Annotated in this window: 22 protein-coding genes; 7 read left to right on the plus strand and 15 right to left on the minus strand. The window is 72.9% G+C overall.

What is annotated here, in order from left to right; genetic code table 11:
• Nucleotides 1-78: 78 nt before the first annotated feature.
• The 3 genes from CUT44_RS29590 to CUT44_RS29600 are packed head-to-tail and all read right to left on the minus strand — an operon-like array spanning nt 79 to nt 1,300.
• Nucleotides 79-435, minus strand: coding sequence for a hypothetical protein (locus tag CUT44_RS29590; RefSeq protein ID WP_146252321.1), 357 nt, complete (start codon nt 433-435; stop codon nt 79-81).
• Nucleotides 432-974, minus strand: a complete 543-nt coding sequence (locus CUT44_RS29595) for an HAD domain-containing protein (protein ID WP_100205005.1) — start codon at nt 972-974, stop codon at nt 432-434. Before CUT44_RS29595 ends, CUT44_RS29590 begins: the two co-directional genes overlap by 4 nt.
• Before the next feature lie 35 nt (nt 975-1,009).
• Nucleotides 1,010-1,300, minus strand: coding sequence for a phosphoribosyltransferase (locus CUT44_RS29600; protein ID WP_199185879.1), 291 nt, complete (start codon nt 1,298-1,300; stop codon nt 1,010-1,012).
• Nucleotides 1,301-1,688: 388 nt separating this feature from the next.
• Between CUT44_RS29600 and CUT44_RS29605 the strand changes: the two genes are divergently transcribed.
• Nucleotides 1,689-2,357 (plus strand): class I SAM-dependent DNA methyltransferase, encoded by a 669-nt coding sequence (locus tag CUT44_RS29605; protein WP_100205006.1) that lies wholly within the window; start codon nt 1,689-1,691, stop codon nt 2,355-2,357.
• A gap of 163 nt (nt 2,358-2,520) precedes the next feature.
• On the opposite strand, the gene CUT44_RS32555 is transcribed toward CUT44_RS29605, so the two are convergent.
• The 7 genes from CUT44_RS32555 to CUT44_RS29635 form a co-directional block, all read right to left on the minus strand.
• Nucleotides 2,521-2,901 carry a hypothetical protein gene (locus tag CUT44_RS32555; protein WP_102248714.1) on the minus strand — a complete coding sequence of 127 codons (381 nt, stop codon included), beginning with the start codon at nt 2,899-2,901 and terminating at the stop codon, nt 2,521-2,523.
• A 27-nt stretch (nt 2,902-2,928) separates the two neighbouring features.
• Nucleotides 2,929-3,021 carry an ATP-binding protein gene (locus CUT44_RS34970; RefSeq protein ID WP_107488080.1) on the minus strand — a complete coding sequence of 31 codons (93 nt, stop codon included), beginning with the start codon at nt 3,019-3,021 and terminating at the stop codon, nt 2,929-2,931.
• Nucleotides 3,018-3,377, minus strand: a complete 360-nt coding sequence (locus CUT44_RS29615; protein ID WP_100205007.1) for a DUF4387 domain-containing protein — start codon at nt 3,375-3,377, stop codon at nt 3,018-3,020. Before CUT44_RS29615 ends, CUT44_RS34970 begins: the two co-directional genes overlap by 4 nt.
• Nucleotides 3,370-4,755: an acyclic terpene utilization AtuA family protein gene (locus CUT44_RS29620; RefSeq protein ID WP_199185880.1), complete on the minus strand. Its 1,386-nt coding sequence runs from the start codon at nt 4,753-4,755 to the stop codon at nt 3,370-3,372. The genes CUT44_RS29615 and CUT44_RS29620 overlap by 8 nt, the downstream gene beginning before the upstream one ends.
• A gap of 88 nt (nt 4,756-4,843) precedes the next feature.
• Nucleotides 4,844-5,830: a phosphoglycerate dehydrogenase gene (locus tag CUT44_RS29625; RefSeq protein ID WP_100205008.1), complete on the minus strand. Its 987-nt coding sequence runs from the start codon at nt 5,828-5,830 to the stop codon at nt 4,844-4,846.
• Between the two features lie 61 nt (nt 5,831-5,891).
• On the minus strand, nt 5,892-7,169 hold the full coding sequence (locus CUT44_RS29630) for an MFS transporter (RefSeq protein ID WP_100205009.1): 1,278 nt from the start codon (nt 7,167-7,169) through the stop codon (nt 5,892-5,894).
• A gap of 189 nt (nt 7,170-7,358) precedes the next feature.
• On the minus strand, nt 7,359-8,501 hold the full coding sequence (locus tag CUT44_RS29635; RefSeq protein ID WP_100205288.1) for a tartrate dehydrogenase: 1,143 nt from the start codon (nt 8,499-8,501) through the stop codon (nt 7,359-7,361).
• Between the two features lie 191 nt (nt 8,502-8,692).
• Between CUT44_RS29635 and CUT44_RS29640 the strand changes: the two genes are divergently transcribed.
• The 6 genes from CUT44_RS29640 to CUT44_RS29665 all read left to right on the plus strand — a co-directional run bounded on the left by CUT44_RS29640 (nt 8,693) and on the right by CUT44_RS29665 (nt 16,021).
• Complete coding sequence (locus tag CUT44_RS29640) at nt 8,693-9,613, plus strand: LysR family transcriptional regulator (protein ID WP_233221753.1); 921 nt, start codon at nt 8,693-8,695, stop codon at nt 9,611-9,613.
• A 506-nt stretch (nt 9,614-10,119) separates the two neighbouring features.
• Nucleotides 10,120-12,339: an MMPL family transporter gene (locus CUT44_RS29645; RefSeq protein ID WP_100205011.1), complete on the plus strand. Its 2,220-nt coding sequence runs from the start codon at nt 10,120-10,122 to the stop codon at nt 12,337-12,339.
• A gap of 130 nt (nt 12,340-12,469) precedes the next feature.
• Nucleotides 12,470-13,834, plus strand: coding sequence for a sensor histidine kinase (locus tag CUT44_RS29650; RefSeq protein WP_100205012.1), 1,365 nt, complete (start codon nt 12,470-12,472; stop codon nt 13,832-13,834).
• Nucleotides 13,771-14,451 carry a response regulator transcription factor gene (locus CUT44_RS29655; protein WP_100205013.1) on the plus strand — a complete coding sequence of 227 codons (681 nt, stop codon included), beginning with the start codon at nt 13,771-13,773 and terminating at the stop codon, nt 14,449-14,451. The genes CUT44_RS29650 and CUT44_RS29655 overlap by 64 nt, the downstream gene beginning before the upstream one ends.
• 132 nt (nt 14,452-14,583) lie before the next feature.
• A complete protein-coding gene (locus tag CUT44_RS29660) occupies nt 14,584-15,288 on the plus strand; it encodes a hypothetical protein (protein ID WP_146252322.1) in 705 nt (234 codons plus the stop codon).
• A 130-nt stretch (nt 15,289-15,418) separates the two neighbouring features.
• On the plus strand, nt 15,419-16,021 hold the full coding sequence (locus CUT44_RS29665; protein WP_100205015.1) for a tellurite resistance TerB family protein: 603 nt from the start codon (nt 15,419-15,421) through the stop codon (nt 16,019-16,021).
• Between the two features lie 28 nt (nt 16,022-16,049).
• Here the strand turns inward: CUT44_RS29665 and CUT44_RS29670 are convergent, their stop codons facing one another.
• The 5 genes from CUT44_RS29670 to CUT44_RS34355 all read right to left on the minus strand — a co-directional run bounded on the left by CUT44_RS29670 (nt 16,050) and on the right by CUT44_RS34355 (nt 20,420).
• On the minus strand, nt 16,050-17,507 hold the full coding sequence (locus CUT44_RS29670) for a hypothetical protein (protein WP_233221754.1): 1,458 nt from the start codon (nt 17,505-17,507) through the stop codon (nt 16,050-16,052).
• 103 nt (nt 17,508-17,610) lie between these two features.
• Nucleotides 17,611-17,817, minus strand: coding sequence for a DUF4236 domain-containing protein (locus CUT44_RS29675; protein ID WP_100205017.1), 207 nt, complete (start codon nt 17,815-17,817; stop codon nt 17,611-17,613).
• A 187-nt stretch (nt 17,818-18,004) separates the two neighbouring features.
• Nucleotides 18,005-18,505 carry a hypothetical protein gene (locus tag CUT44_RS29680; RefSeq protein WP_100205018.1) on the minus strand — a complete coding sequence of 167 codons (501 nt, stop codon included), beginning with the start codon at nt 18,503-18,505 and terminating at the stop codon, nt 18,005-18,007.
• Between the two features lie 315 nt (nt 18,506-18,820).
• Entirely contained in the window at nt 18,821-20,008 is a 1,188-nt protein-coding gene (locus tag CUT44_RS29685) for a helix-turn-helix domain-containing protein (protein ID WP_100205019.1), read from the minus strand.
• A 139-nt stretch (nt 20,009-20,147) separates the two neighbouring features.
• Nucleotides 20,148-20,420, minus strand: coding sequence for a zinc ribbon domain-containing protein (locus tag CUT44_RS34355; protein WP_408646823.1), 273 nt, complete (start codon nt 20,418-20,420; stop codon nt 20,148-20,150).
• Nucleotides 20,421-20,455 lie beyond the last annotated feature (35 nt).

The following is a 20,455-nucleotide window of genomic DNA, read 5'->3' on the forward strand; positions in this document are numbered from 1 at the left end:
TCGGTCAGGGGCGCTGAGGTGTGGAGGCTGTGGAATCCGAACCACGGTGGTGTCGCCGCCACGGCGGTTTCCCGTTCGTCAACTGGGCCTGGGCGGATCCGAACGGCGCTCGTACCCGAGGATGTCGTGAAGCCAGCGGTCGAAGTAGTGTGCCTCAGCCTCTTGATCACCCTCAACGGCCAGCCATTCACGGGCCGCGGTGACCATATGCGCCTCGGCTTGATCCGTTTCCGCGGGACGCAGCTCGACCCGATCGGTCAGCTCCGCCCAGAGGAACGTGAGCCGGTGGCCTGCCTCGTCACCGTTGTCGGCCGGGAGCCCGCCGCCGGCAGGACCCAAGATCTCCAGCGCCGGGTCGTACGGCGAAGTGTCACCGCTCGGCATGGCCGCCGCACGTGCTCTCACCACCGCACGAAAGGCCTCTGAGTTCTTCATGGCCCGGCCCCGTCGGGGGTGGTCGGCACGCTGAGGCGAAGCCAGTCGGCGAGCGCGTCGAAATCGTCGTCGGTGAGCCCCACGCCCGGGTCGACACGGTGAAGCAGCGACGGTCCCGGGTGCTGGGCAGTGACCCAGAGCCGGTCCATGTCGCTGATCTCGTCGTCCACCCAGATGAAACGGCGGTGGCCGGCCCACTCGACAATGTGGCGGGTCTTCCAGTGCAAGCCGCGTGGTCCCTCGTCGGTGAACGTGTCCGGCCACCTGAGGACAGGCAGCTTGGGCAGCCCGAGCCGCGGGGCGACGGCGTCGTTCGCATCGTCCATCCACGTCGAGGCCCACACCACGTCGCACCCCAGGGCGGTCAGGCGCGGCCCGACGGCGGGGTCGAGGCGATCCAGCAGTGGATTTCCCCGGCGACGAGACCCCGCGGAGCCGGAGGAGTCGCCCTTCTGGGGACGATGGAACGACGGCCCGAACGGGATCAGCGGTCCGTCGACGTCGAGGAAGAGGACGGGGCGTTCCGCTGAGCTGGTCACAGCGGCACGATAGCCCCGTCGAAGCAGGGGAGGGCTCACCCCAGCTCTCGTCTCCGCAAAAGGCCCTGAAGGCTGAGGTCGCGGCGCGTGGTGGAATCAGTGCCGTCCACCAGGACGGCCGCCCCCGTCCAGGTGGCGCCCGAGTCCCCCACCAAGCGGCGCGCGGTCCGGGCTGTGGCGGAGGTGTCCGCCCAGTCGTCCACAAAGAGCACCCGGTCCCCGGAGCGCAGTCGGCGACGCCGTATTCCCCACTCGACGGTACGGCCCAAGTAGTCCGGCGGTGTGCTGCGCAGCAGGACCTGATCCCCCAGTCCCGCCTCGCTCAACCCCCTGCGCATCTCGACGAAGCCCGCCCCCCAGGGAGGTCGCCACCAGAGGGCCGAGGAGAAACCCGGTGGCTTCGGGCGCAAGCACGGTCGTGACGCGGTCTCGGGGGCACAGCCCGGCGAGTGCGGGTCCCAGTTCCACCAGGAGTGACGCGTCAGCCCACCACCGGGAGACATCTGCGCAGCCCCCGGTACCCCGCCAGGCGAATGCCTCCCGAAGGCGCTGCCGAAGTCCTGGGTGCTCCTGCCGCCTGTCCACGGACGGCATGGTCTCACCGCCTCGACAGCCGTGTGAGTGAAGCAGCGCGGCGGTGAACCGCTCCGGGGCCGGTGGGGAGGGCCGTGATTCCCCCGGTCCGGCTCGGGGACGGGAACTACTGTCGCGGGCATGGTCGAACACGATGCCCTCGGCGCCACCCGCGAGGCCTACGACGACGCCGCTCCCACCTATGCGCGGCTGTTCCGCGACGAGTTGCGCGACAGGCCCCTGGACCGCGCGATCCTGGGCGCCTTCGCCGAAGCCGTACGCGCGGGCGGGGGCGGGCGGGTGGCGGATCTGGGGTGCGGGCCCGGCCATGTCACCGCTCATCTGGCCGGGCTGGGACTGGCGGTGTTCGGCATCGACGCCTCTCCCGTGATGATCGAGCTGGCCCGGCAGGCCCATCCGGACCTGCGGTTCGACGTGGGCTCGATGGCCGCGCTGGACATCCCCGACGACGCGCTGGGCGGCGTACTGTCGCGGTGGTCCGTCATCCACCTCCCGCCGCGCGAACTCCCCGCCGTCCTGGCCGAGTTCCACCGCGTGCTGGCACCCGGCGGCCACCTGCTGATCGGTTTCTCGGCGACCGACGGCCCGTCCCGCCCGACGCAGGTCTTCGACCACGCGGTCGCACCGGCCCACCGGTGGTGGCCCGATCACCTCGCCGCGCTGCTGCGCGAGTCCGGGCTGGCCGAGGTGGGCCGGATGGTACGTGAGCCCCAGCCCGCCGACCGGCGGCAGTTCCGAGAGGTCCAGCTGCTCGCCCGCAAGGCCGGGGCAGCGGCAGGGGCCGTCTGACCGGACCCGTCCGCGTCCGGTCCGCCGGACGGGGAGCCGGCCGGCGGACGGGTCTACGGATTCCCGGCCCGCGCCCCGCGGCGGCTCCCGTCCGAAGCCACGCGCCGCCCCCTCGCCGGGCTCGCCGCCGGACGTCCGACGTCCGGAAGCCACGGGCGGTTTCTCATCCGTTCGGTTGTGTCCTCGAGCGCCCGAGCACCCAGAGGATCAGTGGCACTCCGGCGGCGAGTGCCATCTCGATCGCCGCCAGGACGACGAGATCCCGGCCGGTGCCCGCGGACAGGGTGATCCCCGAGGCGACCAGGGCGCCTGCGGAGATCCCCAGCGACGGACGCCAGTCGTCGGTACGGATCACCGTCCAGCCCAGCGGGGCCAGCGAGAAGAGCGCGACCATGCAGGCGGCGAGGTATCGGCCGTAGCCGTCCGGAACCCCGCACCCCTTGGGGTTCCAGTCGCATCCGCCCTCGACGAGCCCGGTCAGCCCCCAGCCGAGCGCGAGAGCGAGGCACAACCCGTAAAGGGCTCCCCAGCCTTTGCTGTCCACGGCCGGAGCCTACCGGAAGTACGCCGGTCACGGCTGTGCGACCGCGGCCCGCCAGAAGGGTTCGAAGATGCGGGGCAGGTCCTGCGGGGAGATGCCGGGTCCGTCGTCGGTGACGGTCAGCCCGCGGTCGGCGGGAGCCGTCCGGCGGCCCGGTCCGGTACGGGCAGCGTCGCCAGCGGGACGTGGTGCTGGCCGGAGTGGACGTCGCGGTCGCGCAGCGAGGCCTGGCTGACGGGGCGCGGGAAGGAGATCTTGACGACGTTCAGGGACGGGATGCGGAACATCTGGACGTCGCCCTCGTCGACGCCGTAGAGCTCGGCGACCCTGCGCTCGTCGAGGAACGACTCGTCGGCGGCGACGGCGTAGGAGTCCGCGTCGCGCATGAACAGTTCCATGGTGACCCAGAAGGGCCCGGCGTTCTTGGACCGGACTTCGTACGCCAGGTCCGCGAGGGTGGTGGGGGTGTCGTCAGCCACGGTGCGGGGCCTCCTCGATCTCGATGCGGAACATGTCGGTGGGGGTGATGCTGTCCACGGTGTGGTTGAGCACGAACTCGTAGGCGGGTCCGCGCTCGACCTCGGCCGGCGAGGTGGGGAACGCGAGGCTGGGCAGGTAGTTCATGTCCGGTGTCGGCAGGTGCAGCATCAACGGGTTGGCGATCTTCGCCACGGCGGTGGCGGTGCTCTGCTCCGGCGCGCTGACGAGAAGCATGACCCCCACCTCGCGCGGGGCGCCCCGGGCCGGGTCGAGGTCCCCCAGGACGGCGTTGTGGCCGTAGAGGCGTACGTCGAAGGCGTACTTGTCCTCGCCCAGGCCGAGTGTCTGCGCCACGCGCTGCCTGATCATCGTGCGCAGGAGGTCCGCCCAGTCGTCGATGTTCTCCAGGATGTGCGGATCGCGGATCGCGGAGAACGACATGGTCTCGTACCCGGTGACGCGGGCGCCTTCGAGTTTGACGGTGTGCTGGTCGGCGACGTGGAAGCGGGAGCCCTCGACGCGTACCCGGCGGTCGTCCAGGGCCGTGTAGTCGGCCTCCCGGACGTCCAGGGTGCCGTCGGGCTCACGCATCTGGAAGGGGTTCACCGTCTCGTAGAGCATGTGGGCGGCGACCAGGATCGGGGTGCAGGCGACCGCCGGGTCGAGCGGTTCGACGGTGAAGCCGTCGGCGTCGATCGTGGCCAGCACTCCGCCGGCCCGGGGGTCGGTGGTGCACTGCCCGCCGCACTCGATGATCTTGGAGGCGTGCCAGGTGGGTCCGGCCGGCATGCCTTTCATCAGGGGGTAGGCGGCCGCGACGGCCGTGTCGGTGGCCCGGCCGGCGAGTACCACCTGCGCGCCGGCCTCCAGGGCGGCGACGATCGGCTCGTGCCCCATCATGGCCACGATGTGCGTGCAGCTCTCCAGCGTCTCCGCCCGCAGCTCGCCCAGGGGCGGCAGGGCGCGGATCCGGCCCGCCTCCAGATGCTCGGTGAGCGTGCCGGTCTCCTGCTCGCTGTAGACGCGCGCGACCCTGAGGTCGAGCCCTTCGTCGGCCAGGATGTCGGCGGTGATTCCCGCGATCCAGTCGACGCCGGCGTCGGTGCCGCTGGTGCCGCACGATCCCACGATCAGCGGGATGCCGGCGTCCGCCGCGGCCCTGAGCAGGACACGCAGGTCGCGGGCGACCGCCGCGCGTGTGGTCTTGGGCTGTGAGGACCCGAGATAGTAGGGGCCCGAGTCGGTGCTGCCCGCGTCCACGGAGATCACGTCCGCGCCGAGCGCCAGACCGCGCTCGACGGTGGCTTCGGGGAAGCCGGCCCCGAGCATGCCGGTCGGCGCCAGCACCCTGACGCTGTCCATCCGTTCGTTGTCCATGTTCCTGGTTCCTCGTTCCTCTTCTTTTTCTTTCTCGTTCTTTTCCGGCGTCCGGCACGTGGTCGCGCCGGTGTTCATCCGACGGCGTTCATCCGATGTCGCCGGCGGCGGGGCCGTCCGCCGGCGCGGGCGCGTTCACCGCGAACCGCGGCCGCCCTCCGAGGGCGGCCAGCAGTTCGGCCGCACCCGCCCGTCCCGCGGCCGCCCGGGCCTCGGCGGTCTGTCCCGCCATGTGGGGGTAGACGACGATGCCGTCGACGCCGCGCAGCGGGCTGTCGGCCGCGAGCGGCTCCTCGCTCACCACATCGAGGGCCGCCCCGGCGATCTCACCCGTGCGGACGGCGTCGGCGAGCGCCTGCTCGTCGACGACGCCGCCGCGGGCGGTGTTGACCAGGACCGCTGTCGGCCTCATCCGCCGGAACGCGGCGGCGTCCAGCAGCCCCCGGGTCCGCTCCGTCAGCGCGGTGTGCACCGACACGTAGTCGGAGGCGGCCAGCAGCTCCGGGAACCCGACGAACTCCACCAAGGGGCCGGTCCGTTCGCTCCCGGGCACACCGGTCGTGCAGAGGACCCGCATGCCGAACGCCTGCGCGAGCGGTATCACGGCGCGGGCGGCCGCCCCGTAGCCGATCAGCCCGAGCGTCGACCCGCGCAGTTCGTGGCCGTCCTCCCGCGGCCAGCCACCGGACGCGACCCCCGCCGCGCTCTGCACCAGGCGCCGTGCCGCCGCCAGCAGCAGACCGAGGGTGTACTCGGCGACGGCGCCCGCGTTGACGCCCGGCAGGTTGCTCACCGTGATGCCGAGTTCCCTCGCGGCGGCCACGTCGATCGAGTCGTACCCCACCCCCGTGCGCACGACGGCTCGCAGGCGGGGCGCGCGGGACAGGACGTCGGCGGTCAGTGGTTCGTTCGCGACGAGAGCCCCCTCGATTCCGTCGAGGGCGGCCACGAGTTCCGCGGGATCGCGTCGGCCGGTCAGCGGCGCGTGGACCGTGGTGTGGCCGTGCTTCCGCAGATACCGGTCGACCTCGTCGCCGGGCCGCAGGTAGTCCGTCGTGATCAGGATGCGGGGCACGGGCGGTTCCTCGTTTCTCGCTGCGTCTTCACTCGGTCCGGGAACTGCGGGGCGGGGTGCGTCACGGGGCGAGGGCCAGGCCGGTGGTCCGGTGCTGCAGCGCGATGATTCTGACGACGACGACGATCGCCGACGTGGCGACGACGGCGATGTCGAGGAGCATCAGGGACCAGCCGGTGACATCGACCATGCCGCCCACCACCGCCGGGCCGAGGAAGCCTCCGCCGGCCCAGGCGACGGTGTACAGGCCGGCGTAGGTGCCGAAGACCCGGACCGAGGGGGCGAGGTTCCACAGCACCACCACCGCGTTGACGAGGAAGCAGGTCGCGCCCGCTGCCGCGAGGCACAGGGCCACGACGGTGCCGGTCGGTGTCTGGACGATCGTGCCCAGCACCATGGCGGCGGCGAAGACCGACATGCCCCCGGCCATGACCCGTAGCCGTCCGTAGCGTTCGGCGAGGACCGCCGCGGGATAGGCGGCCAGGATGAAGGCGATGCCGCTGGGCAGTGTCAGGCCGCCGGCCGCTCCCCGCGACACGTCGAGCGCTTCCATCCCGTACGGCGTCATCAGGGTCCGTGACGAGGCCCACGCGCTTCCGAAGAGCAGGATCGCGACGAGGATGAGGAGCCGGCTGCGGTCGGTGTCCTTGAGGATCTCCACGAAGGTGTCCCGCACCCGCGGGTCCTTGCGCTCGGTGTCCCTCGCCTCGCGGCTCTCCGCCAGCACGGCCCGGTAGGCCGGGGACCGGCTGTCGCGCACGGTGGAGGCGAGCACCACGACGGAGATCAGCATGATGACCGAGGGGATGGCGAACGCCAGATTCAGGTGGTGGTCGACCAGGAAGATGCTGAGGAGCGCGGCGACGATGGCCGTGACACTGGAGGCGATCTTGACCACGGCGTTGGCGCGGCTGCGTCTCTCGGGCCCGATGAAGTCCGGGACGAGCGCTTCGGCGATCGGTTTGAAGGTGTTGGCCACGAGTGCGTAGCTGAACATCACCGCGATCAGCAGCGGCAGGGTCGCCGCCGTGTGCGGGATGACGGCGAACAGCGCGGCGGCGACCGGCATCCCGACCACCAGGTAGGGCATCCGCCGGCCCCAGGAGGTCCGGGTGCGGTCCGACCGGTTGCCGATCCACGGCTGGATGAAGATGCCCAGCAGGTTGTCCATGCCCATCAGCAGGCCCACGACGGCGGCGCTGGTGAGGTGCTCCTTCAGGAGGGGAGGCACCTGTGACTCGTAGAAGTTCCACGTCGACTCTTGGGCGAAAACCGCGAGAGCGACCAGGAACGTGATGCGCCGTGTCCCCTGGCGCCGCCCTGCCGACATCGTCGTCATAGGGGTCGTCCCTTCGCGCCGCCACCGTACCGGAGGCTGCTGGGTGAGGTGAGGTGTGCGGGCGTACGGTGGGCGCCGAACGCGGTTGCGCCCTGCCGGCACGGTTCCGGTCCGTCTGTCCTCAGGTCACGGCGGTCGGACGAAGCGGGCCGGCCGCCCCGCGCACCGTGGTGCCGGCCGCGGTCACGGTCATGACGCCGCCGCCCTTCCGGCCGGGCGGCCGGCCCGCCCGCGGGCGCCGTGCCCCTCGGGCGGGCCCGCGGCGATACGGTCCGCGATGGCCTTGCCCAGGCCCGCCGTCGTGCCCGGGCCGCCGAGGTCGGGAGTGACCTCGGCGGGCTGCTCGCCGAGCACGCCCTCGATCGCCGCCAGGACGTGTGCGGCCGCCTCGGGCTCGCCGAGGTGGTCGAGCATCATCGCGCCGCTCCAGATCTGGCCGACGGGATTCGCGATGCCGAGGCCGGCGATGTCGGGGGCCGACCCGTGGACCGGCTCGAAGAGGCTGGGGTGGGTGCGGTCGGGGTTGATGTTGGCGCTGGGGGCGATGCCGATGGTGCCGGTGCAGGCGGGACCGAGGTCGGAGAGGATGTCGCCGAAGAGGTTGCTGGCGACCACGACGTCGTACCGGTCCGGCCGGAGCACGAACTTGGCGGTCAGGATGTCGATGTGGTCCTTGTCCGCGGTCACCTCGGGGTACCGGGCCGCCATCTTCTCGGCACGCTCGTCCCAGTACGGCATGGAGATCGAGATGCCGTTGCTCTTGGTCGCCCAGGTGAGGTGCCTGCGCGGGCGGGAGGAGGCGAGGTCGAAGGCGTAGCGCAGCACGCGGTCGACGCCGGTGCGCGTCATCACGGTCTCCTGCAGCACGGTCTCGCGCTCGGTGCCCTCGAAGATGCGGCCGCCGATGCTGGAGTACTCGCCCTCGGTGTTCTCCCGGACGACGAGGAAGTCGATGTCGCCGGGCCCGTGGTCGCGCAGCGGGCCGCGTACGCCGCGCAGCAGCCGGACCGGGCGCAGGTTGACGTACTGGTCGAACCCCCGCCGCAGCTGCAGCAGGCTGCCCCACAGCGAGACGTGGTCCGGGACGACGTCGGGCCGGCCGACCGCACCGAAGAAGATCGCGTCGAAGCCGCCGAGCAGTTCCCGCCAGTTCTCGGGGAGCATCGTGCCGTGTTCGAGCCAGTAGTCCGCGCTGGCGAAGTCGAACTCGGTGACGGCGAGCCGGAACCCGTGGACGCCGGCGGCGGCACGGAGGCTTCTGAGCCCCTCGGGGACCACCTCTCGTCCGATCCCGTCACCCGGGATCACGGCAATGCGGTAAGGGTCCGGCACGGTCCACTCCTCGGTCCACATGAGCTGTGCGCTCGTCGTCGGTGAACGCCTCGGCCAAGGGGCCGGTCACCGTGTGGACCCACCATGGCCAGCGATGACGTGCGGAACAAGACGCGGACCGGCAAGGTAGGCTTTCCGTCATGGAAAGCCCGCGGCCCTCCGGTCGGCGACCGGCCAGGAACCGTTCGCCCGTGGACGATCTGCAGTTCTTCCATGTGGTCGCGTCCAGCGAGACCCTGACGGCCGCTTCGCGGGAACTCGGCTGCTCCCTCCCGGTCGTCAGCAAGCGCCTCAGCGCGCTGGAGCGCCGCCTCGGCGTCCGGCTCGTCCAGCGCGGCGCCCGGCGGCTGGTGCTGACGTCGGAAGGGGAGCTCTACGCGGCCCGCATCGAGGCGATCCTCGACCAGGTGCGTGAACTCGAGGACACGGTCACCGACGGTTCCGGCGCGCTGCGCGGCTCCGTCGTCGTCGAAGCCACGCTCGGGCTCGGCCGTACGCACATAGCGCCGCTGCTCGGGGAGTTCACGGCGGCCCACCCGGAACTGCACGTCCGGATGCAGACGTCCGCGCTCCCGCTGCGGCCGCACCGGCGCGAGTTCGACGTGGCCGTCCACGTCGGCACGCCCCCCGACTCCTCCCTGCGCATGCGGCGGCTGGCCGAGAACCGGCGGCTGCCCTGTGCGGCGCCGTCCTACCTGGCCGAGCACGGCACCCCGGGCAGCATCGAGGACCTGGTGGACCACAACTGCATCGTGCTGCGCGAGAACGAGAGCGACTACGCGCTCTGGCGGTTCGGGGACGCGGACCGGCCCCGGCACGTACGGGTGCACGGCAGCCTGTCGAGCAACGACGGTGACGTGGTGACCGGTTGGGCACTGGAGGGCCGCGGCGTGGTCATGCGCTCGGAGTGGCACGTCAGGCCCCATCTCGACCGCGGCGAACTCGTCCGTGTCCTGCCGCACGTGCCCACGCCCGCCGCCGACATCTACGCCCTGCTGGAGGACGACGGGCACGTCCCCCGGCGGGTCAGCGCACTCATCGACCACCTCGCCGCGCGTCTGCCCGGGCGGCTGCGGCCCGCGCCCGACTCCCCTCCCGCGCCGGGGGAGTAGCGCCTCCCGCCGGCCCTGACCGGTGTCCCCCGGCGGGTCCGTCCCCGACGAGCGGGCCGCCGAGGCGCCGGCCCCGGGGAGCGCGCGGGACGACGGGTGGCCCAGGGCGGTCTCCACCCAGGGGATGACCGACCCCTACGGCACCAAAGTCCCCGGCCCGTACCACGGGAGGACGACGGACCCGCGCCGCCGGGAGCCGTCGCCCGGCCCGGCCGGCCGCCGCCCACGGCCGGAGCCCGCCTGCGGTGTTCCCGGCCCGGCGGTGCCGCCGCGGCACGCCCCGGGACCGGCGGCGGGAGTCCGGGAGCGGCCGGGCGCGGGCCGGCCGCCGGGCGGCCGGCCGTGTTCCGTGCCCCAGGGGGAGCCGTCGTACCACCGGCGGACCGCCCGGCCGGTTCCTACTGCGTTCTCAGTAGCGGAACTGTCGACAGGAGCACGACGACAGGGGAGCCCGCTGCCGGGAGCCTGGGTGGACAGTCGGACCAAGAATCTGGAGATCTCCTGTCGTGGCTACCTTCCTTTACCGAGTGGGCCGCCTGGCCTTCCGGCGGCGCTGGTACGTCGCCCTGGTCTGGGCGGCCGTCCTGGCCGCCGTCGGGCTGGGCGCCCTCCGGGCACCGGAGGCTCCCGACGAGGGGTTCTCCATGCCGGGCATCGAGTCCCAGAGAGCCTTCGACCTGATGGAGGAACGGTTCCCCGGAGCCGCCGCCGACGGCGCGACCGCCCGGGTCGTCTTCATCGCGCCGGACGGGGAGAAGATCACCACCGGTGAGAACAGACGGGCCGTCGAGGAGGCCGTGGCCGACCTGGCCGACGGCGCGCAGGTCGCGAGTGCCGTCGACCCGTTCCAGGCGAAGGCCGTCAGCGAGAACGGCACGACGGCGTACGCGACCGTGGACTACGAGGTCGCCGTCCAGGACCTCACCGACGAGGGAAGGGCCCAACTGGAGCAGGCCCTCCACGCGGCCCGGGACTCCGGGCTGACCGTCGAGGCCGGCGGAACCGCGATGGAGGAGAACGAGGCGGCCGGCGGTACGGCCGAGCTGATCGGTGTCGCGGTGGCCGCCGTCGTCCTGCTCATCACCTTCGGGTCGCTGGCCGCGGCCGGGCTGCCGCTGCTGACCGCCCTGATCGGCGTCGGCGTGAGCATGACCGCCATCGTGGCCCTGTCCGCCGCGCTGGGCCTGTCCACGACCACCGGCGTCCTGGCGATGATGCTGGGACTCGCGGTCGGCATCGACTACGCGCTGTTCGTCGTCTCCCGCTACCGCGAGGAGCGCGCCCAGGGCCGTGCGCCGCAGGAGGCGGTCGGGCTGGCGGTCGGCACGGCCGGTTCCGCGGTGGTGTTCGCCGGGCTCACCGTCGTCATCGCGCTGGCCGGACTCGCGGTGGTCGGCGTCCCGATGCTCACCAAGATGGGGCTGGCCGCGGCGGGCGCGGTCGTCGTCGCCGTGCTGATCGCGCTGACGCTGGTCCCGGCGTTCCTCGGTTTCTGGCCGAACGCCGTGCTCACGCGGCGGGCCCGCAAGGGCGGACAGGCCGAGGAACAGGACACCCGGAACAACGGGGGCACCCGCTGGGCGCGGTTCGTCCTGCGGCGCCCGCTGCCCGTGCTGCTGCTCGGCGTGGCGGGTATCGGGGCCCTCGCGGTACCGGTGACGGGCCTGCAACTCGGCATACCCGGGGACGAGGCCAAACCGACCTCCACCACCGAGCGCCGGGCCTACGACGCGCTCGCCGACGCCTTCGGGCCGGGCTTCAACGGGCCGCTGACCGTCGTCGTGGACGCGGCGGGCAAGGCCGACCCGGAGGGCGCCGCCAAGACGGTCGCGGAGCGGATCCGCGACACCGAGGGGGTCGTCTCCGTCTCCCCGGCCACCTTCAACGAGGCCGGTGACACGGCGATCCTCCAGGTCGTGCCGGCCACGGCGCCGACCGACGAGCGGACCGAGGAACTGGTCACGGCCATCCGGGACGAGCGGCCCGGAATCGAGTCCGGGACCGGGGCGACCTTCGAGGTCACCGGTGTCACCGCGCTGAATATCGACATCTCCGACAAGGTGCAGGCCGCCCTGATCCCCTACCTGGTCGTCGTGGTGGGCCTGGCGATCCTGCTCCTGATGGTGGTCTTCCGCTCCCTGCTCGTCCCGCTGAAGGCGGCCCTGGGCTTCCTGCTGTCGGTGCTGGCCTCCCTCGGCGTGGTCGTCCTCGTCTTCCAGCAGGGCCACGGCGCCGGGCTCCTGGGTGTGGAACAGACCGGCCCGATCATGAGCCTGACGCCGATCTTCCTGGTGGGCATCGTCTTCGGCCTGGCCATGGACTACGAGGTCTTCCTCGTCTCGCGGATGCGGGAGGCGTACGTCCACGGTGAGGGGGCCGGCCAGGCGATCACGTCCGGCTTCCGGCACAGTGCCCGGGTCGTCGTGGCCGCCGCGCTGATCATGATCGCGGTGTTCTCCGGGTTCATCGGGGAGAGCGACCCCATCGTCAAGACGATCGGGTTCGGGCTCGCCGCCGCCGTCCTGTTCGACGCCTTCGTCGTGCGGATGGCGATCGTGCCCGCCGTGCTCGCCCTGCTCGGCGACCGGGCCTGGTGGCTGCCGAAGTGGCTGGACCGGCTGCTGCCCGACGTCGACGTGGAGGGCGAGGCGCTCAGCCGCCGGCTCGAGGCGGCCCCGGGAGCAGGGCCGGCCGGGGCGGCCGAGCCGGAACTGGTCCGCACCTGACAGGGTCTGGCAGGGCCTGAGCGAGCAGTTCCCGCCGGGTCGTCCGTGTCGCGGGGCACGGGCGGCCCGGGACGGCCGTTCACACGGGGGGACGGCCACGACGGCCCCAGCGCACCGACGGGGGAATCCGATGAACCACAGCCTTGAGCGCCGCATGGCCCGCCTCGAGCGGTACGCCGGCCGCCATCCCCGTGTCGTCGACGTGTTACTGGTCCTGACGGTGACGGGCTGCGCGATACTCGGCGACAACCTCTCCTTGCCCGACGCCGGTTCACCCGACCACGACCAGGCCGCCGCCGTCCTCCTGGGCGTGTCCTGCCTCGCCCTGCTGCGGTACCGCCGCCGCCCGCGCACCGCCGTCGTCGTGACCGCGGTCTGCGCCGTGACCGCGGCCGCGCTGGGCTACCAGTTCACCCCGCTGCTGCTGGCCCCCCTCATCGCGGCGCTCTACTGGCTGGCCACACTCGCCGAACTCACCGACCGCAGGACCACCCACGTCTACGGCGTCCTCGTCATCGTGGCGGCGCTGGTGGCGGCATCGGCGGTCGCCGGCCCAGCGGACGGCCACTCCCTCGTCCTCAGGGCGGTCAGCTACCTGTTCTGGCTGCTGCTGCCGCTCGTCGCCGGCAACATGACCCGGTTGCGGCGCGCCTATCTGGCATCGGTGCAGGCCCGTGCCGAACACGCCGAGCGCACCCGGGAGGAGGAGGCCCGGCTGCGCGTCACCGAGGAGCGCATGCGCATCGCCCGTGAACTGCACGACGTGGTGGCCCACCACATGGCCCTGGCCAACGCCCAGGCCAGTACGGCCGCCTACCTGGCGCTCACCGATCCGCCCAAGACGAAGGAGATCCTCACCGACCTGGCCGGCACCACGTCCTCCGCGCTGCGCGAACTGAAGTCCACGCTGGGACTGCTGCGCCAGAACGACGACCCGGCCGCCGCCCCTCTGGAGCCGTCCCCCGGCCTCGCCCGTCTGCCCGAACTGGTCTCGGCGTGCGCGTCCGCGGGGCTCGCCGTCACGGTCACCACCACGGGGGAGCCGCGCCCGCTCTCCCCCGGGGCGGACCTGACCGCGTTCCGGATCGTGCAGGAGGCGCTCACCAATGTCACCAAGCACGCCGCCGCGGACTCCGCGCACGTGCACCTCGCCTACTCGGGGCCGCGCCTGCTGATCACGGTCAGCAACGACGGTCCGGATGCAGCCGGCACGACCGGCGCGGCCGACACCGCAGCGGCCGCCGGGACCGGGCCGGTCCGGGGCTTCGGCATCATGGGCATGCGGGAACGCGCCCACACCGCCGGCGGTGAGCTCCGCGCGGGACCCCGCCCGGAGGGCGGCTTCGAGGTCACCACCGCACTGCCGCTCCAGCCCTCGGAACCCGAGGCGGCCGTGCACACCACAGACGCTCCGGAAGGAGGAGCACAGCCATGGCCGTCAAGGTACTGCTCGCGGACGACCAAGCCCTACTACGGGCCACTTTCCGGGTCCTGATCGACTCCTGCGAGGACATGGCGGTGGTCGGCGAGGCCTCGGACGGCGCGGAGGCGCTGGAACTGGCCCGTGTCCACCGCCCCGACATCGTCCTCATGGACATCCGGATGCCGGGCACGGACGGTCTCGCCGCCACCTCCGCGATCTGCGCGGACCCGGAGCTGTCCGCCACCCGCGTCCTCATCCTGACGACGTTCGAGACCGAGGACTACGTCGCCCAGGCGCTGCGCGCCGGCGCCAGCGGCTTCCTCGGCAAGGACGTCACCGCCGACACCCTGCTGGCCGGCCTGCGCACGGTGGCCTCCGGCGAGGCGCTCCTGTCGCCCGCCGCGACCCGCACCCTCATCACGAACTTCCTCATGGCCCCCGCCCCCGAGGCGCACCTCGCGCCTCGGGGGCACCTGTCGGGACTCACCGTCCGCGAACGGGAGGTGATGGGCCTGGCCGCCGAGGGCAAGTCCAACACCGAGATCGCCGAGGTCCTCACCCTCAGCCCGCTGACCGTACGCACCCACATCCACCGCGCGATGACGAAGCTGGGCGCCCGCGACCGCGCCCAACTGGTCGTCATCGCCTACCAGACGGGACTGGTGCGGGCGGTCCCGCCCGCACCGTGACCGCGGACGCCGGCGGTCCCGGGACGGGAACGGGCCGCGGCCACGGACCGGGACGGATCTTTACGGAGCCGTTGCCGGGCGCTACCGTCGGCTCCGTCGTATCCGCCGGGGGGCCGTCAGCTTGGAGTGCTCATGCGTCGATCCGTGCTCGCGGCGGTTCTGGCCTCGTTAGTGCTCACCGGGTGCGGTTCCGGGGACGACTCCGCCGCGCCCGAACCCTCCGTCCCGATCAGCACCGCACCGTCCGCCGAGGTGGCTCCCGCGCCGACACCGGTGCCGGTGGGGAAGACCTTCACCTGGCCGGACGGTCTGGAGGCGACGGTGACCGTGCTGGGGGAGCTCCGCCCGGGCAGCCGTACGGACCTCGAGGGCGGCACGGTGGAGAAGGCGCGGCTGGCCGAGGCCCGCAAGGCGGCGCTGGACCAGAGCGGCGAGCCGATGGGGCTGCGGGTGAGGCTGGCCAACACCGGTGACGCCCCCGTCGATCTGGACAGGACGGCGGTCCAGTGGGTGGGCGTCGAGGTGGGGGGCATGGCCCAGCGGGCCGCCGACGACGGCGCCTTCGAGGGCGAGCTGGCACCCGGGGAGAGCACGACACAACTGAGCGCCTGGTACGTACCGGACATCGTGACCGTCGGCTACCGCGTGCTCGTCTGGCCCCAGGGAGAGCGCAAGGGCCAGGTCGGGCAGTTCTCCGGCGCCGTGCCGAACGCGTCCGTCCGCCCGCCGGAGCACGGGCACGGCAGTCACTCCGGCAGCCCCTCCGGCAGCCCCTCCGAACGGGACGGCGGGGGGAGCGACGAGGACCACGGGTCCTCCGGCCACTCGGATCACTGACGGCACCGGCACGCCCCGGCGCCGCACGGAGGCGCCGCGCGCTCCTCCGCGGAACGGATGGCCACCCTGGGGCGTTGGTAGGAGACAGGCCGTCACAGGACGGGCAGCGAGCGAAGCCGAGGTGGCACCAGTGGCGATGTGGAACCGGATCAAGGACCAGGCCGTGAGCCAGGCCAGGAGTCTCCAGCAGTCCCGGGGCACGGGAGGAGCGGGCGGCCAGGGTCCGGGTCCGGGGCACGGTGGTCCTGGGCAGGGCACTGGCCAGGGCACGGGCTCCCGGTCCGGCGGGGGGTCGCGCGCCAAGCTGGTCGGCATGCTCAAGACCCAGCTCACCTCGGCGAAGGCGGAGCTGAAGAGCGGCGCCTACCGGGACGCGAGCATGGCGATGTGCGCGCTGGTGGCCGCCGCCGACGGACACGTGGACCCGGCCGAGCGGCAGCACGTGGAGTCGCTGATCGTCGGCAACGACGTTCTGCAGAACTTCCCGCCGGACCAGCTCCGCCAGCGGTTCAACAAGCACGTGGACCGGCTGACGGCCGACTTCCAGGCGGGCAGGGCGGAGGCGATGCAGGAGATCGCCAAGGCCGCCAAGAAGCCGGCGGAGGCCAGGGCGGTGATCCAGACCGGCATCGTCGTCGCCGGTGCCGACGGCGACTTCGCGCCCGCCGAACAGAACGTCATCCGGGAGGCCTGTGCCGCACTGGGGCTCTCGCCCACGGAGTTCGGCGTCTGAGCACCGGGCCGGGAGCCGCCCCCGGCGGTCACGTGTCCGCCGGCCGTCGCCGGAGGGCTCGGCGACGGAGAAGGAGGACGGCACCGAGCGCCCCGGCCGCCGCGGTGGTCAGGACCGCGCCTGCGGACACGACGGGGGACCGCCCGGCCCGGGGGGCGGGCGGGTGGGCCCGGACCGGGATGGGAGCGGTGTCGTTGGCGGGAGTGCGGTCGAAGGGGCCGAACACCCTGACGCTGCCCCGCGCGCCCGGGACCTTCCTGTCGATGCGGAAGTGGAAGGTGACCTCGCTGGAACGTCCCGGGGGCAGCATGCCGAAGGGGGGTGCGCCGAGGTCGCAGACGTAGGGGCCGCCCGACTTCTTCGGCCGGTCGCACGCCCACTTCCCTCCGCCCCCTTCGAAGTCGTCGTAGGTGCGGGGGATGGAGGTGACCGTGGTGCCCTCGGGCGGGATCACCTCAAGGCGGCCCGGCCGGTCGAGGTCTTCGGGGAGGCCGGGGTCGCCGGGACCGGCGTTGCGCACTCCGATCCCGACCTCGACGGTCTCTCCGACCCTGCCCTCGACGGTGCCGGTGACGGGACGGTAGTCGGCCTGCCGGCCGGTGCGCACGTCGATCAGGCCGGGGGTTCCCGCGGCCTCCCCCTCCGCCGTGCGGACCAGGGTGAGCGGGGCGCCCCTGCCGCGTTTGGTGTGGCCGGCCGGTTTCTTGCGCCAGGCCACCGTCTCGTACCACAGCGAGCCGTTGATCACCTCGGGGCCGACGGTGAGGGCGAGGGGGACACCGGTCCGGTACGCGGTGCGGGGCGCGACACGGGTGGGGAACTCGCACCAGGCCGAACGGGATCCCTGGTAGTGGCAGTTGCCGTACCGGCGGTCCAGGGCCAGGCCGTCACTCACGGTGATCTTCAGGCCGACGCCCTCGGTGCCCGTCAGACCGGTCCGGTTGGTGAACGCGGGCGTGAAGCGCAGCGGCCTGCCGGGTTCGGCACCGGTGACCGCCCGGTGGCCGTGGGGGGTGAGGGCGGGCCCGCCGACCACCATGCGGGTGCTGCCGGTGACGGTGGGCGCGTTGTCGGCGGTGACGGTGTACCGGATCGTGCCGCCCTCTCCGGGCCGTACGCCCGCGACGCCGTGGATCCCGAAGGGCGCCATGCTCTCCCCGTCGTTCGGGGAGCCGTAGTCGCAGGTGTAGATCATGTCGCGGTCGGTGCAGTGGGTGTCCGTCAGACGCGCGACACCCGCCAGTTCCGACGCGTCGACGATCAGCGTGAGGTTCTCCGCGGTGCCGCCGCGGACCCCCACCGGGACGGTGAAGCCGCGGTTCGAGGCCCGCGCACCCTCGTCGGCGGCGTACATGACGTAGCGTTCCGGGGCCTCGACGTGCAACCCGACGTCGCCGGTGGCCCGGACCGGGGCCGTGCCCGTGCCGAGCACGGCGGCGGCGCAGACCGCCAGGACGGCCGATCGCCTTCCAGCCCAAGGAGCCATGCGCACCATGATGCACCAGGGGACGGGTGCCCGGGTGCCCGGTGGACGGGGGGCCGTGCGGGGCAGTGCGGTGCCGTGTGGGTTCACGGCACCGCACGACCGGTCAGCGGCCGCCGCGCCGCTTGCTCGTCGTCCGCTTGCGGTAGCCGAAGGGGCCGGGGAGGTTCATGGACGTGGTGCGGTGGCCGGCCGAGTTGAGTGTGTGCCTCGGTCCCTTGCCCTGCCCCAGGGTGACCGACCAGGAGCGGCGGTTGATGTTCAGCCGTACCCCCGGCAGGATGCGGAAACTCTTGCGGAACGTGACGGCCATGGCGTCCTCTCGGCGATCCTCGGGGCGGTGCGTTCCCCGCCCTCGGCGATACGGGGAGTGAGGTACGTCTTCCCCCTGCCGCGCCGGACGAACGCGGCGGGTCAGCCGTCCGCGGGCGCGGGGCCGGGACCGCCGGGAGTGGCCGTTCGGGGCGGGGCCGACGGCCCCGCCCGCGGCGGAGGGGCGGTTATCCGGCGCTGTCCTCGGGCAGGTTGGCCAGGGCCTCGGCGTAGGCGTCCCGCAGGTCCGCTCCCCAGGTCAGGGTCCGGTCGTCCGGCCTGACGAGCCAGCAGCGGTCGGAGACACGGCACGGATCGGCGGACCGCGGGTGCGGCAGCAGGGCCAGCCTGCCGCGGGGGAGGAGGGAGGCGCCGGGGACGGTCCAGCCGTCCGCCGAGCCCAGGGAGACGAAGAACTCCGCGCCGAAGGGGGTGGCGATGACGGGACCGATCGGAGCCCGGGCGGCGGTCAGGAGCCGCAGTGTCTCCTGGACCGTCACGGCCGGGACGCGGACGACGTCCCAGGCGATTCCGGTGGGAACCTCGGCCAGGGCGTCGCGTTCCCAGGCGGCCAGCACGTCGGGGACCCGGCCGGTGGCCCGCAGCCAGCCGGTCGGCAGCCGGGTGTCGGTCCCGTCGGACAGGACGGTGCCCAGGGACCGGTCCGTCCGGTGGGGGGTGATGGTCACGGTGTCGCCTTCCTGTCCGGTCCGGGAGGTTTCCCGGGCAGTCCGCCGACGGCCGCGGGCCGTCCGGTGGACGGTGGCCGGCCGGGCCGGTCCGCCGCCCGCGGGGTGGGGACGCGGGTGGCGGTGCGGAGTGTCGGCTGCACGGGAGCTCCCGGACATCGGTGCTCAACTGATCGCTTACGGCCCCAGAGTGGCGGTGCGACAACCCCTCAACTGTCACTCTTCGGTGACACACTCCCCGAGCCCGGTGCCCTCCGGGCGAGAGACTGCGGACAGCAGAGGGCGGACCGCGGGGGAGGGGCGGCGGTCCCGGCCTCAGACCCCGATCCAGGTGGCCAGCCGGGTCAGTGCGTCCGGCGACCGGCGCCGTGACTGAAGCAGCTCCAGCACCGTCTCCCGCACCCGGGGGTGGAACCGGGTCTGCTGGGGCGCCAGTCTGCGGGCCTTCAGCAGCGAGGTCAGCGCCGCCTCGTTCCGGCCGGTCGCCAGCTCCGCGCGGGCCACGTCCACCAGCAGGGCGGCCTGCCGGGACGCCGCCCAGCCGTGCGGCGGGCGGATGGCGCGGGCCGCCGCCAGCGCCTCGTCGTACTGCCGCAGTTGCAGCCGGGCGAACACCTCGTGCGCCCCGACGTTCGAGGGGCCGAAGGACAGCCAGTGCACCGTGCCGACCTCGCCGGTGCGCGCGGCCGTCTCGGCGGCCCGCGCCAGTTGCTCCTCGACGGCCGGCCGGTCGCCGGCGCGGGCGGCCAGCACCGCGCCGCCCAGGTGCAGTTGCCCGGCGACGGCCAGCTTCCCGGTGCTCTCCCGCGCCTGTTCCAGCAGCCGGTGACCGTACGCCACCATGCGCAGGCCGATGCCGTGCTCGGCATCCGGACTGCGGTAGGACAGGGCCCGCTTGTACTGGCGGATCGCGCCGAGCAGCGGATCGCCGGCGTGTTCGGCGGCCCAGCCCATCCGGTCCAGCGCGATGACCGCGAGGTCGTGGCAGCCCAGCTTCACCGTCACGTCGTGGGCACTGCGGCAGGCGGAGGCCATGGCCCGCCACAGCTCCGTGCTCGGGCGTTCGTGGCAGGAGGCGGTCAGGTCCGTGAGCAGATCCGGCAGGCCCGCCGCCGCCTGGTACAGCCGGGCCTCGCGCACGTCGCGGCAGAGCGCGTCGGCCGAGGCGATCAGGTCGGAGGGCGAGGCGGTGGCCGTACGGGGGTCGGTGGGGAGGTCGTACAGGTCGAGCGCCTCGCGGATGGGCCGGACGAGGGCGGCGACGCGGTCGGGCCGCATCGGGTGCTCGGACGGCTGGCCCGTCAGGGCGGCGGTGTCGACGCGCAGGGCCCGGGCGACGGCGTCGACCAGCTCCGGGGAGGCCTTCTTGTGGCCGCTCTCGACATGACGCAGCAGGCTGTAGGAGTAGGGGATGCGCTGGGCGAGGCCGCGCTGGGTGAGTCCGGCGCGTTTCCGCTGCACGGCGATCCGGTTGCCGATGTGCTCGTCGTCCGGCAGGTGCATCCCGGGTCCCTCCGTTCCTCCCGGTTGGTGGGAACGTTACCCGCAATCCGTCCTCCGGCCCCTTTCACCAGGCCGGTCGCCGGGGCTTGTCGGGGCTCGTGTCCGTGGTGAACCTTCCATTTTGACTTCCTCCCCCACCTCAAGGGCGGGGGGTTCCAGCGGTTGCCCGCTGGGGTTCCTGCTTCAGCGACGACTGCCCCGTTCGGGAGGACTCCCGTTGAGGTCTTACACCGTCTCCACAGGCAGACGCCGCCGACCCGGCGGCCGGGATGTTACGCGCCGCGTTCACGTCGCGGTCATGGGTTGCGCCGCAGTGGTCGCACGTCCATACACGGACGTGCGGCGGCAGTTTCTCGCGGACCGTGCCGCAGGTCCCGCACAGCTTGCTGGAGGGGAAGAAGCGGTCGATCACGACGAGGTCGCGCCCGTACCAGGCGCACTTGTACT

The organism is Streptomyces carminius, from assembly GCF_002794255.1.
Taxonomy (GTDB): Bacteria; Actinomycetota; Actinomycetes; order Streptomycetales; family Streptomycetaceae; genus Streptomyces; species Streptomyces carminius.